Source organism: Amycolatopsis sp. VS8301801F10 (genome assembly GCF_046195355.1).
Taxonomy (GTDB): Bacteria; Actinomycetota; Actinomycetes; order Mycobacteriales; family Pseudonocardiaceae; genus Amycolatopsis.
This window is the reverse complement of record NZ_CP176065.1, coordinates 1,308,305-1,321,059: the sequence shown is the minus strand read 5'-3', so window position 1 is coordinate 1,321,059 and position 12,755 is coordinate 1,308,305. Positions and strand designations below refer to the sequence as shown.

General features: G+C 69.3%; 9 protein-coding genes. 6 read left to right on the top strand and 3 right to left on the bottom strand.

Annotated elements, in window-relative coordinates:
- Positions 1–65: 65 nt before the first annotated feature.
- From F9C11_RS06405 to F9C11_RS06390, 4 genes are read left to right on the top strand one after another with little or no spacing between them, the layout of a single operon-like run.
- Positions 66–1,388, top strand: coding sequence for a GH1 family beta-glucosidase (locus F9C11_RS06405; protein ID WP_409183983.1), 1,323 nt, complete (start codon positions 66–68; stop codon positions 1,386–1,388).
- Positions 1,381–2,640: an MFS transporter gene (locus F9C11_RS06400; RefSeq protein ID WP_409183982.1), complete on the top strand. Its 1,260-nt coding sequence runs from the start codon at positions 1,381–1,383 to the stop codon at positions 2,638–2,640. Before F9C11_RS06405 ends, F9C11_RS06400 begins: the two co-directional genes overlap by 8 nt.
- Before the next feature lie 41 nt (positions 2,641–2,681).
- Positions 2,682–3,146, top strand: coding sequence for a MerR family transcriptional regulator (locus tag F9C11_RS06395; protein ID WP_409183981.1), 465 nt, complete (start codon positions 2,682–2,684; stop codon positions 3,144–3,146).
- Entirely contained in the window at positions 3,143–3,559 is a 417-nt protein-coding gene (locus tag F9C11_RS06390) for a carboxymuconolactone decarboxylase family protein (protein WP_409183980.1), read from the top strand. The genes F9C11_RS06395 and F9C11_RS06390 overlap by 4 nt, the downstream gene beginning before the upstream one ends.
- Before the next feature lie 43 nt (positions 3,560–3,602).
- On the opposite strand, the gene F9C11_RS06385 is transcribed toward F9C11_RS06390, so the two are convergent.
- From F9C11_RS06385 to F9C11_RS06375, 3 genes are all read right to left on the bottom strand, one after another.
- Positions 3,603–8,759: an RHS repeat-associated core domain-containing protein gene (locus F9C11_RS06385; protein ID WP_409183979.1), complete on the bottom strand. Its 5,157-nt coding sequence runs from the start codon at positions 8,757–8,759 to the stop codon at positions 3,603–3,605.
- Between the two features lie 552 nt (positions 8,760–9,311).
- A complete protein-coding gene (locus F9C11_RS06380; protein WP_409183978.1) occupies positions 9,312–9,737 on the bottom strand; it encodes a hypothetical protein in 426 nt (141 codons plus the stop codon).
- 14 nt (positions 9,738–9,751) lie between these two features.
- On the bottom strand, positions 9,752–10,108 hold the full coding sequence (locus F9C11_RS06375) for a hypothetical protein (RefSeq protein ID WP_409183977.1): 357 nt from the start codon (positions 10,106–10,108) through the stop codon (positions 9,752–9,754).
- A gap of 419 nt (positions 10,109–10,527) precedes the next feature.
- Here F9C11_RS06375 and F9C11_RS06370 point away from each other — a divergent pair, with 419 nt between their 5' ends.
- Complete coding sequence (locus F9C11_RS06370) at positions 10,528–11,835, top strand: tetratricopeptide repeat protein (RefSeq protein ID WP_409183976.1); 1,308 nt, start codon at positions 10,528–10,530, stop codon at positions 11,833–11,835.
- A 16-nt stretch (positions 11,836–11,851) separates the two neighbouring features.
- Positions 11,852–12,742, top strand: a complete 891-nt coding sequence (locus tag F9C11_RS06365; RefSeq protein ID WP_409183975.1) for a phosphotransferase enzyme family protein — start codon at positions 11,852–11,854, stop codon at positions 12,740–12,742.
- The last annotated feature ends 13 nt before the right edge of the window (positions 12,743–12,755 follow it).

Genomic DNA, 12,755 nt, shown 5'->3' with positions numbered 1-12,755 from the left:
GACCTAACATATGAGAACTTTTCACGTTCACCCGGAAGGGTGTCCGAAGGCAAGGGGTGCTCAGCGTGGACCATCCGACCTTCCCGCCCGGCTTCCTGTGGGGTGTCTCGACCTCGGCGTTCCAGATCGAGGGGGCGACGGCCGAGGGCGGTCGCGGACCGTCCATCTGGGACACGTTCACCGCCGCCGAAGGCAAGATCGCCCGGGGCGAGGACGCCAAGGTAGCGGCTGACCACTACCACCGCTACTCCGAGGACATCGCCTTGATGGCGGAACTCGGCGTCGGCGCCTACCGGATGTCCATCGCGTGGCCGCGGATCCAGCCGGACGGCTCCGGCAAGCCCAACGCGGAGGGACTTGCCTTCTACGACAAGCTGATCGACGAGGTCTGCGCGGCCGGAATCGCCCCGGCGATCACGCTGTACCACTGGGACACCCCGCAGGCGATCGAGGACGCGGGCGGCTGGCTCTCCCGCGACACCGCGTTCTGGTTCGCCGAATACGCCACGATCGTGGGGGAGCATTTCGCCGATCGGGCGAAACTCTGGATTCCGCTCAACGAGCCGATGGTCATGTCGATCTACGGCTACGGCATCGGCGAGTACGCGCCCGGCCGGTTCCTGCTGCTCGACGCGCTTCCCACCGCACACCACCAGAATCTCGCGCACGGCCTGGCCGTGCAGGCACTGCGCGCGGCGGGCGCGACCGGCATCGGCACCGCGAACAACCACTCGCCGATCTGGCCGGAGGACGACACCCCCGCCGACCGCGCGGCCGCGGACTGGCTCGACGCGCTGCTCAACCGCACCTTCGCCGACCCGATGCTGCTCGGCAGCTACCCCGAACAGGTGCACCCGCATCTGCCGGAGAACTTCGCCGACGACCTGGCCACCATCGCGCAGCCGCTCGACTTCTACGGCGTCAACTACTACGAACCCCAAGGCGTGACCGCTCCCGGCGAGGGCAACCCGCTCCCGTTCGAATTGCGCCCGATCGAGGGTTATCCGAGGACCACCAACGATTCGCCGATCGTTCCGCAGGCGCTGCGCGAACTGCTGGTGTCCTTCCACGAGCGCTACCGCGAACACCTGCCGCCGATCCAGATCACCGAAAACGGCTGCAGTTTCGCCGACGAACCCGCCGCCGACGGCAGCGTGCCCGACCCCGAACGGATCGAATTCCTCGACAGCCACCTGCGGGCACTGCGCGAAGCCATGGATGCCGGCGTGGACGTGCGCGGATACTTCGTCTGGTCGCTGCTGGACAACTTCGAATGGTCCAAGGGCTACGCGCCGCGCTTCGGGCTCGTGCACGTGGACTACGAAACGCAACGCCGTACTCCCAAGGATTCCTTCGCCTGGTACCGGAAGCTGGTCCGCCATGAGTGACACCGCCGCTGCTGTCCCGGACGTCTTCGCCGAACCGGTCAAGCGCGTCCGCGCCGGGTGGATGACGCTGCTGTTCCTCGCGAACATCGCGCTGTGGCTGGGCGTTTACGCGCCGATCCAGGTTTTGCTGCCCCAGCAGGCCGAACTGCTCGACGCCGCGCACAAGGAAACCGTCTTCGGCATCGTGACCGGGATCGGCGCGGCCGTCGCGCTCATCGCGAACCCGGCGATCGGGCTGGCATCGGACCGCACCTGCTCGCGGTTCGGCAGGCGGCATCCGTGGACGATCGCCGGCGGCGCGATCGGCGCGGCCGGGCTGCTGGTGCTGGCCGAGGCCCCGAACGTGGTCGTGATGACGATCGGCTGGTGTCTCGTGCAGGCCGGGCTCAACGGCATGCTCGCGACCCTGATGTCCGGCATCGCCGACCGGGTGCCGGTCGGGCAGCGCGCGCAGGTCGGCGGACTGGTCGGGATCGCGCAGATGCTCGGCACCGTGCTCGGCGCGGTGGTGGTCGTGGTGATGCTCGATCTCGCCGGACTGCCGCTCGGCTACGCGGTCTGCGCCGCGATCGTCCTGGCCGGCGCGGCGGCGTTCGTGCTGCGCACGCCGGACGCGCGGCTGCCGGTCGAGTTCCGGCCCAGCGGCCGGATCCGCGAAATCCTCGCCGACCTGTGGGTCTCGCCGCGGCGGCACCCGGACTTCGCGTGGGCGTGGGGCTGCCACTTCATGATCAACCTCGGCAACGCGTTCGGCACCCTCTACCTGCTGTTCTTCCTCAAGGACGCGGTGCATTACCCGGATCCGGACAGCGGCCTGCTGATCATGATGGGGCTGTACGGCGTGGCGCTGGTGATCGGCGCGGTGCTGGCCGGGCATTTCTCGGACAAGTCCGGCAAACGCAAGCCGTACGTCCTCGGCTCGGCGGCGATCATGGCGCTGGCCGCGCTGCTGCTGGTGATCTGGCAGAGCTGGCCGGTGGCCCTGGTGGCGTCGCCGCTGCTGGGCGTCGGATTCGGGACGTACATGGCGGTGGCGCTGGCGATGCTGACGCAGGTGCTGCCCGCGGCGCAGAACCGGGCCAAGGACCTCGGCGTGGTCAACATCGCGAACTCGCTGCCGCAGGTGGTCGCGCCGCTGCTCACGACGTTGATCCTGCAGTGGCTCGGCGGGTATCCGGGGCTGTTCGCGGCATCCGCGGCGGCGACCCTGCTGGCCGGGGTTTTGGTGACGCGCGTGCGGTCGGTGGGTTAGCGCTTGCGTTTGAGCGCGCTCACAGGCTTAGCGTCTTCGGCATGGAGAAGGAAGACGCGCTGATCGAGGCGCTGCGGCTGGCGGTCGACCCGCCGGGCACGGTGTCGGTCGAAGCGCTGCGGGAACTGGCCCGGGACGACGACGCGGACGAGTGGGACATCGCCACCACCGCGCGACACCTCGGGCTGAACCCGCACACGCTGCGGTACTACGAACGGATCGGGCTGGTCCAGGTCGCCCGCGACCGCGCCGGGCACCGGGTTTACGACGCGGCGGCGGTCCGCCGGCTGGTGTTCCTGACGCGGATGCGGGTGTCCGGCATGTCGATCAGCGACCTGCGCCGCTACCTCGAGCTGGTCGATTCCGGCGAGGACACCGTGCCCGAACGGCGGGAAATGCTCCTGGAGCACCGCGACACCCTGCGCGCGCAGATCGCCCAGCTGCAGCTTTCCCTCGCCGCCACCGAATACAAGATCGCCACTTACCAGGAAGGCCCCCTCCCGTGACCCAGCACGACATCGACAGCCCGGAAAACCTCGCCCGCCGCAAGCACGGACTCGAGGTGCTGTCCCGCATCGACGGTCACCAGGGCGAAGCCGTCATCGATTCCCTCGCCGACATCAATCCCGCGCTCGGACACCACGTGGCCGCGTTCGCCTTCGGCGACATGTACGACCGGCCCGGCCTCGACCCGCGCAGCCGTCAGCTGGTCACCCTCGGCGTGCTGACCGCGCTCGGCGGCTGTGAACCGCAGCTCAAGGTGCACGTCGGCGCGGCGCTGAACGTCGGGCTCAGCCGCGAGGAAATCACCGAGGCGCTCATGCACTCGGCGGTCTACGCAGGTTTCCCCCGCGCGCTCAACGCCACCTTCGCCGCGCGCGAGGTGTTCGCCGCTCGCGACGCGGAGGAAACCGCCTGACGGCCGCGGAGCCCGGTGCGGACCCGCACCGGGCTTCCGGCGATCACCAGCCGCGGTTCTTCCTCGCGTCCTCCGCCATCTTGTCGGACTTGGCTTTCGCCTCCGCGGCGGCGTCCTTGATGTCCTGCTTGCTGGGCTCGCCGACCCCGTCCAGGTACTTCTTCTTTTCGGGGTCGCTCCACTCCTTCGGGTCGTACTTCCCGTTTTCGAGGTCGGCCCAGTCCTTCTTGGTCGGCCCGACGCCCTGCTCGTTCCGGTTGCCCCATTCGGTGCGCATCTGGTTGCCGTCGAGCGGCTGGTCCGGGCGCTTCCAGTCCTGGTGCGGGTCGGAGTCGATGTCGACCGGCTTGCCCTTGTCGTCGAACCGGTACGGGTGGCCGTCCGGGGCCTTGTTGTACTCGTCGATCGTGGGATGCCGCCCGGACGGCGGGGGCAGCTCGTGGAACCGCTTGATGATGTCGTCGACGTCTTTTTCCGTGTAGTTCTTCGGGTTTTCCTTGAGGTCGGTGAATTCGAGGAAGGACTTGTGCCATTTCTCGAATTCTTCCTTCTTGCCGCCGGGCCAGTCGAAGTCCGCGCTGTCGCCGATGTCCCGGGTGGCCCGGTTCATCTCCTTGGGATCGGTGATGCGGTCCGCCTGCTGGCCGATCGGGCGCCAGTTCTTGTCGAGGTCCGGGTGGTCCTTGTGCTTGTACCCGCCGCTCTTGTCCAGCGATTCACTCGGCCACTTCGCGTCCTCGGTCGTGATCTTGTCGTTCTTGCCGACCTTGATCTTGCCCGCGATGCCGTCCTCGATGTTGCCGATCCGGGTCGAGACGCCGCCGATGCCCGCGTTGGTGTGCTGCGGGCCGAGCGGCAGGTTCTTCGGCTGGTTGTGCAGCTTCGGCAGCTCGTCCTCGCCGTATTTCTTGGTCAGCGCGCTTTGCTTGTCGACCGGCTGCTCGTGCACCCAGTTCTTCAGCCCGTCCCGCATTTTCTGGAACGAGATGATGTGCCGTTGCGCCACGTCGCTTCCGGCCTTGTGGAACGGATCGTTCTTGTCGCCGGTCTGGTTCTTGCGCGCGTTCTTGGCGTCGGAGTTCCACGCCATCCGGTCCCAGACGTCGTCCTTCTTTTTCTTCGCGTCTCCCTTGCCGGCGGAACCGTCGTCGCTGTCGTCGCGCTTGCGCTTGCCCTTGCCCTTGCCTTTGCCCTTGTCGGTCGAGGCGGATTTGGTGCTCCCGCCGCCGTTGTCGGCGTTGTGCTTGGCCGTCGAATCCGCGGGCGGCGGGTCGGCGGCTTTGCCTTTGCCTTTGCCCTTGCCGCAGCCCTCGAGGCCGAGCGGGTCGTAGGCGGCGAACGGGTCGGGAACGTAGGCGACCGGGTTCGGCCCGCCCTCCAGCCCCAGCGGGTCCTGGCTGAGGTAGCGCGCGGCGGCCGGGTCGTAGTAGCGGAAAACGTTGTAGTGCAAACCGGACTCGGCGTCCGCGTACTGGCCGGGGAACTGCAGCGGGATGCCGCCGGGCTGGACCCGGCCCCACAGCGTTCGGCGCGCGCTCCAGGCGAGCCCGCCGTGCTCGTCGATCAGGTCGGTCGGCGTGCCGATGGCGTCGGTGACGACGGACGCGAACCGGTCGCCGCCGGGACCCCGTTCGAGCTGGGTGACCGGCTCGTCGGTGCCCGGACGGCGCTCCCAGGTGGTCGTCCGGCGCACTCCGGCCGGGTCGGTGTGCTCCTGTTCGATGAGCACGAAGCCGTCCCACACGAACCGGGTCGATTCCGCGACGGAGCCGTCGGCCAGCAGCCGCTCCTTGGCGATCCGGCGGCCGAGCGGGTCGTACCGGTAGCGCCACTGGATGCCGTCCGGCGTGCGCAGACCGGTCAGCAGATCGCCGGTCCAGGCGTACTCCCACACCCGCACGCCGCCGGGATGCACCTCGCGGTGCCGGATCCGGCGGCCGAGGGAGTCGTAGTCCGACGACAGGCCCGGGCTGCCCGACCAGGCGGTCAGCTCGCCGGCCGGGTTGTAGCGCAGCTCCTCCCGGCCCGCCGGGGAGGACACCGCGACCACGCGGCCGGCCGGGTCCCGGGTGAAGGCGGTTTTCCCGGACAGGCTGTCCTGCACCGCGGCGAGGCTTCCGTCCGCGTAGTACTCGAGACCGCGGCGCTGCACCGGCGTTGTTCCACGGGAAACCTGCTGCGCGGTGATCAAGCCGCGAGGGCCGAACGCCTGCTGCAGGGTGCTGATCCCGTCGGTGTCGCGGGCGAGCACGCGGCCCTCGTCGTCCAGCCGGTACCGCACGGTGTGTCCCGCGGTAGTCAGCGAAACCGGCCGGTCCTCCTCGTCGAAGGTCCAGACGCTCTCCGCGCCGGAGGGCGTGCGTCGGCGGATGGTGCGGCCCTGCTCGTCGTACGAGAAGTGCACCTCGACGCCGTCGACCGCCTCGCGCACGACCCGGCCGTACAGGTCGCGGTCGAACTCCACCACCGAGTCCGCGGACTCTACCCGCACGACGTTGCCGACCGGGTCGTAGGCGTAGCGCACGGTGCGGTGCGGACCGCGGATCTCGACCCGGTTGCCGAGCAGGTCGTACTCGTTCTCGGTGACCGAACCGTCGGGCTCGGTCACCCGGACGGTCTGCCCGGCCGCGTCGTAGGCATACGTCCGGGTCCGGCCGTCGAAGTCGGTCTGCGCGACCAGCCTGCCGAGCGGGTCGTAGGTGTAGGTCCAGGTGCGGTTCAGCGGATCGGTCACCGACGTGAGCCGGAGCTCGGTGTCGTAGGTGTAGCTGGTCCGCGCGCCGGACGGGTCCACGACCGCGGTGACCACGTCGAACGGGCCGTACTCGCGCCGGGTCACCCGGCCGAGTTCGTCGACGTGCTCGATCTCGTTGCCCTCGCGGTCGTATCGCCACATGGCGCGCTCGCGGCGTACCCCGATCCGCGAGGCGGGTTTGCCGTCGACCGTCCAGCCCAGCTGCGTCCGTCCGCCGCCGACCTCGGGCACCGAACGCGGCCGGCCGAACTGGTCCAGCTCCTCGTCGGAGGCCTCGGCCTCGAATTCGACCGGGAAGCCGGGCAGCTCGGGTCCGGCGGGCTGGTCGTACCGGCGCTGCCAGGTCTTTCCGTTGCCGTGCACCGTGATCGCGACCAGTTCGGCGCCGTCGTGCTCCAGTTCGGCGAGGCTGCCGTCGGGACGGGCGATGGCGAGCGGCGTGCCGTCCTCGGCGTAGGTGTACTCGGTGACCCGGCCGAGCGGGTCGACCCGGCGGAGCAGATTGCCGTAGCGGTCCCATTCGGAGAGCGTCACGTTGCCCAGCGGGTCGGTCTCCCGGACCGGACGGCCCTCCGCGTTGTACTCGTACTCCGAGACGTGGCCGAGCGAGTCGGTGAACCGGGTGATCCGCGCGGCGGGGTGGTACTCGAAGGCGCCGCTGTAGAAGCCTTGCGCGCCTTCGGTGCGCACGCAACGGCCTTCGGCGTCGTAGATGTAACGGTAGACGACGCCGTTGCGGTCTTCCCAGCTCGTGACCCGGCCGTCCGGGTCGTAGGTGTAGCGCTTCGCCGTTCCCGAGGAATTGACGACCTCGGAAAGGCGGCCTTGATAGTTGTAGCGGTAGCCGCGCACCACGACGTCCGGAGCCGGGCCGGCCCCGATCATCCGCAGTTCGGTGATGCGGTGTCCGTCGGTGCGGAAGCCGACCTGGAGCCCGCTGGAATGCGTGAGCAGCGCGGGAACGCCATTGTCCGCATAGGACAGTTCGGTCCGCGAACCGTCGGCGTCTTCGATCGAACGCAGCGGCAAAGTCTTGCCCTCGCCGGAAAACCGCATCGTCCGATCCGGACGCACCTGCTCGATGGTGCAGCTGCCGTCAGCGTGTCGGGTCAGCGGCCAGCGCGCGCCCTCGATCGGCAGCACCGGCTCGTCCCCGGCCGGCATCGGGTAGTAGAGGATGACGCCTTCCGGCCCGTAGTACCGGAGATATTCCTCGCCGTACTCCAGCCGTTGGTCCACAGTGGACGCCCACGTCGAGCCGAACCAGCGCCCGGCGCGGTAGGACGAGCGATGCGTCCGCCGCACCAGCAGTTCCGGCAGATCGAGGTCGTAGTCCTCGACGAGCACCTCGCCGCTGGAGATGACGACCGGGTCGGTCAGGCAGGGCGGATCGGAGTCGCCCTCGTTCTTCGCGTTGGCTGCTTCGGTTTTGTCCTTGTCCTTGTCCTTGGCCGGATCGGAGCGCTCGTTCCCGCCGCGGTCGTTCTTGCCCGCCTCGCCGCCGGATCCGCCGTTGCCCTCGTCTTTCGGGGTTTCCCGCGGCGGCGGCTCGTGGTTCGCGCCGCCCCGGTGTTCCCCCGGACCGTCGTGGGCGCCGGAGGTGTGGGTGGAATCGTCCTTGACCGGCGGCGCTTTCTCGCCGCCGCCGGAGGTCTTGATGTCCTTCGGCTGGTGCGGCGCGTCCTTGCCGCCGGCCTTGATGCCCTTCATCGACTTGGCGACATCGTCGAACAGGCCGCGTGCCTTGGTGAGCAGTTTGCCGAGTTCCTTGAGCGCCTTGGTGAGGTTCTTGACCAGTTCGGCGATCTGCTTGGCGGTCTTGGCCACCAGGTTGACCACCTGCGGCACCACCCAGACCATGCCGATGCCGAGGGTGAACAGCACCTGCAGCGCCCACGAGATCAGGTGCGCCACGACCTGGGCGATGATGTCGCGCACGAGCATCCGCACCGCGCCGACGACGTCGCCGGCGGTCTTCACCCCGCTGGCCGCGCCCTCGCAGGCTTGCGCGGCGCCTTCGAGGGTCTTGGCGACTTCCTCGGCCTGCTTGCGGTAGGCGTCGGCGCTCTCGCCCTCCCAGGACTCGATGTCCTTTTTGACCTGTGCGGCCAGATCCTGTGCGACGGAACTGACCTCTTTGGACACGTTCTTCCAGGTCTCGGAGTACGCGTGGACCTGGTCCGGGTCCCCGGCCAGTTTGTCCAGCGCTTCCTTGAGCGGCCCGACGTGCTCGATCAGCCAGCCGACGCCCGCGGCGAGGATCGCGCCGAACGGGTCCATCACCGCGGCGAGCGCTTCCATGCCGACCCCGACCGCGCCCATCACCGTCGCGGCCCAGTCGCCGGACTCGATGCCGTCCTTCAGGCCCTTCCCGGCCTCGAGGATCGTGATGCCGGAGATCGCCGAGGTCGAGTCCTTCTTTTCGGCCACCAAAGGATTCGACATGTCCGGCCTTTCTCCGCGCTCACCACGATCTCTTGGGCGCGCAGCCGAATTCGCACGCACGGCCCCCGGAGCAGGTTACCGACCGGTCCGAAACGTTCGCCGGGGCGTTGCACGGAATTACCGCGGCAGTGCCCGCGGGTGCCCGAACCGCGGCAAACACGCCAAAACCCGCCGGGTGCTCCGAATCTCGGAGCACCCGGCGGGCCAGGGAAGTGGAACCGCGGGCCGGTGCCGGTCGGGGGAGGGGAGTGCAACGGCACCGGCCCGCGGAGTTCTCGGGTCGCGACCGGCGCGGGGCGGCCGGTGCGATGATCTTCAACCTAGCGTCCGATTACTGCGTCCGCTAGGTGTTCTGCCGGACATTTTTCGATTAATCGCGTTAAGTCTGAAGGGTGGCCGAGGGCGGCCCGTCGCGCTCGGGGGGACGGACGGACCAGCCCTCGGCCGGGCGAGGATGCCGGGCGACCGGACCGGTTGGGGCTTCCGGAGGTCGCGCGCTCGCCAGTCGGTCTCGGGTGGGGTGCTCCGCCCGGAAGCACCCCACCCGAAAGGTCAGGCGCTGACCGGACGCGGCTTCACCAAGGCGTGCCTGCCGGTGGTCTCGGCGGGTGATTCGGCGCGCCGGTTCTGCCCGGGAAGCGCCGGAACCGCGGCGCGGCGGCGGGTCGGCCGGTGCCCGGCGCTCCCGGTCAGCGCCTGCGGGGCCAGGCCTCCGGCGACCAGGTGCTCGTGCGCCACCTGCCACACCGAGCACGGGGCCTTGCAGCGGTGCCAGCGCGTCGAGCAGGTGGGGCAGTCGCCGCGCTCGTCGGGCTCGTGCGCCCGCAGCATCGCGCGCCAGCCCTCGGCGAGCCGGGGCAGTTCCGAGCGGGCGACCGAGACCAGCGACGGGGCGTCGGCGCGTTCCGCCAGGTCGGACAGCATGTCGAGGCGCTCCCACACGGCGTTGCGGAGAACCTGGCCGAGAACCTGATCCATGGAGAAACTCACCGTCACCTTTCCGCCATAGTGGCGGCTTCGTTGAGCGCGGCCCGGAGCTGGCCGAGCTGGCCGGACGTGAGGCGGGCGGTCTCCCCGGGAGGCGAAACCACGACGACCTCGTCGTCCTCGACGAACACGGTGACAGCGCGCTCGCGGCTGATGAGATCTCCGCACTGCACGCGCCACACGACCTGGCCGCCCTCGAAATGCCGCACGCCCGCGGTACGCGGGTCGGCGGAGACCGAAGCGGCGACGGCGGAAGCGACAGTAGGCGGCACCTGGCGTGCCGTGGCGATTCCCGGTGCGGGCCGAACGGACCGCACCGCGGTCCCGGCTTGTCCTCCACCGAGCGATTCCACGAACTCCACTGTCCCTCCACGCTTTCTCGTCCCGGCCGGTGCCCCTCGCGGAGGCGTCCGTGCCGGCAGATCTGTGTCGTCGGGTCCATCGCTCTCCGTGATCGCCGCGGGTGTCCGGGCGGTGACGGAGATCTGGCAACTACAGTGAAGTGAAACCGGGGGCGAGAGAAGGTCGAAACCGCGTCATAGCGGTGACCGGACCGCGTTCCACGGTAAGCGGTCGCCGGAGTTCGGCCCTGCCGATCAACGCGTGCGTCCGCGCGTTTCACAAGGTTCTCGCGGGTGCTTAGGGTGCTGATCAGACGCCCAGGAGACGGTGAGGGGGCGCAATGGCAATGGATGCCAGTGCTGGCAGTGGTTCCGGAGTCTCTCACGCAGACGCCCGGTCAGGCAGTCCGGTCCCGGCCGACGCCTGGGAACAGCCCGAGATGCGGGAGGCGCTCGCCGCCCGCGAGGTCAGTGCCGTGTACCGGCTGTTGCGCAAACACGGAGTATCGCAGCGCCAGATCGCCGCGATGACCGGCCAGTCGCAGTCCGAGGTGTCGGAGATCCTCAAGGGTCGCCAGGTCATGGCCTACGACGTGCTCACGAGAATCGCCGACGGCCTGGGTGTCCCCCGTGGATACATGGGTCTCGCCTATGACGAGACCACGGCGATACGGGTCGTCGGCGCGTCCGACGGCCGGCAGGCTGAGGAGGACGAGTCCGTGAAGCGACGGAGGTTCCTCGCGCACGCCGCCCAGGTCACGATGGGTGCGGCGGTGTTCGGTCCGGAATCAGGCACGTGGTCGGAGGCGCCCGCGCGCACTCCCGCCCCCGGGCGCATCGGCACGACCGACGTGCGCCAGGTGGAGGCGGCGACCAGAGCGTTGCGCGCGCTCGATTACCAGTACGGCGGCGGGTTCTGCCGCGACGCCGTGGTCGCCCAGCTGTCCTGGGGACAGCAGATGCTCGACGCCAGCGCCGCCGAACAGGTGAAGAACCGGCTGTACACCGCGATCGCCGACCTGCACAGCCTCGCCGGATGGACGTCGTTCGACACTGGCCTGATGGACTCCGCACGCGGCCATTTCGCGCAGGCGCTCGACCTGGCCAAGCAGGGCGGCGACCATCATCTGGTGGCGAACGTGCTGTACCGGATGGGCCGGGTCTACCTGCACCAGGACGCCGCGAACGACGCGCTGAAGCTGTTCCAGCTGGGCCAGATCGCCGCGCAGGAATCCGGTTCCGAGCTGGCCGTCGCCGTGCTCTGCGCCAACGAGGCGTGGGCCTACGCGATGATGGGCAACGAGGAGCAGTCGGTGAAGCTGCTCGGCCGGTGCAAGGACGAATTCGCCCGCGCCGACCTGGCCAAGGCCGAATCGTGGGTCAAGTTCTTCAACGAGACCGACGTCTACGCGATGACCGGCACCGTGCACACCGTGCTGGCGATGAAGAACCCCGAGCACACGAAGTACGCGATCCCGGCGCTGAGCCGCGCGGTCGACGCCTACACCGACGACATGGCGCGCAGCAAGGCGTTCATGCTCAGCGCGCTCGCCACGAATCACCTGCTCGAGGGCGATATCGACCACGGCGTGAAGATCGGCGGCAAGGCCATCGAATGCGCGGAAAGCATCAAGTCCGCGCGAGTCAAGGACCGGATGCGGCCGCTGCAGGCGGAGGCCGAGCGGCGGAGCAACAACCCCGACGCCCGTGACCTCGCCGACCGGCTCAAGATCTTCTACGCGGCCTGAACCGACCGGATTCGCCTTGCCCGAAGGCAGGTTCACCCCTGCGAAACTGCGCCGGGTGCTGGCGGCTGTCTGCGCTCGGCTCGGCCTCGATCCGGCGGGCGCGCGGCTGCTGCGGTTCACCAACAACGCGGTGTATGCGCTGAACGGGGCACCGGTCGTCGTGCGGATCGTTGGCTCCACCAGGCTGCGCCACCGCGTCGGCACGGTCGTGCGCGTCGCCGAGCATTTCGCCCGGCACGACGTGCCCGCGGTCCGGCTGCTGTCCGGGGTCGAGCAACCGCTTGACGTGCTAGGACATCTGGTCACCGTGTGGGATCTGGTGCCGTTCTCCGGACCGCCGCCGACGCCCGCCGACCTCGCCGGCCTGCTGCGCCGGGTGCACGCGCTGCCCCCGCCGGACGGCCTGCCCGCCTGGGAGCCGTTGCGTTCGATCGAGGCCCGGGTCGCCGACGCGGAGGAACTCACCGACGCCGACCGGCGGTTCCTGCTGGAGCGCTGCGCCGAGGTGCGGGACCGGCTCGACACCCTGGATTTCCCGCTGGCCAGGGGATTCGTGCACGGCGACGCGCATCCGGGAAATGTGCTGCCCGGTCCGGACGGCCCGGTGCTGTGCGATTTCGATTCCTCCTGCGTCGGCCCGCCGGAATGGGATTTGACGCCGCTCGCCGTCGGCCGGGAACGATTCGGCGACCCGCCTGCCCGATATGCGGAGTTCGCGTCGGCTTACGGCTTCGATGTGACATCCTGGGCAGGGTTTTCGGTGCTTCGCGCGGTGCGGGAGCTGAAGCTGACGACGAGCGTGCTGCCGATCCTGCGCAGTCATCCGCCGGTACGGGCCGAACTGCGCCGCCGGTTGGCGGACCTGCGCGCTGGCCGGACGGCTACCGCGTGGACGAGATACCGTTGAGCGGGATTCTGCA

What these genes read in the sequence shown, in the direction of transcription:
- F9C11_RS06400 (WP_409183982.1), top strand. Translation starts at nt 1,381, where the DNA reads ATGAGTGACACCGCCGCTGCTGTCCCGGACGTCTTCGCCGAACCGGTC.
- F9C11_RS06395 (WP_409183981.1), top strand. Translation starts at nt 2,682, where the DNA reads ATGGAGAAGGAAGACGCGCTGATCGAGGCGCTGCGGCTGGCGGTCGAC.
- F9C11_RS06385 (WP_409183979.1), bottom strand. Translation starts at nt 8,759, where the DNA reads ATGTCGAATCCTTTGGTGGCCGAAAAGAAGGACTCGACCTCGGCGATC.
- F9C11_RS06380 (WP_409183978.1), bottom strand. Translation starts at nt 9,737, where the DNA reads ATGGATCAGGTTCTCGGCCAGGTTCTCCGCAACGCCGTGTGGGAGCGC.
- F9C11_RS06370 (WP_409183976.1), top strand. Translation starts at nt 10,528, where the DNA reads ATGCGGGAGGCGCTCGCCGCCCGCGAGGTCAGTGCCGTGTACCGGCTG.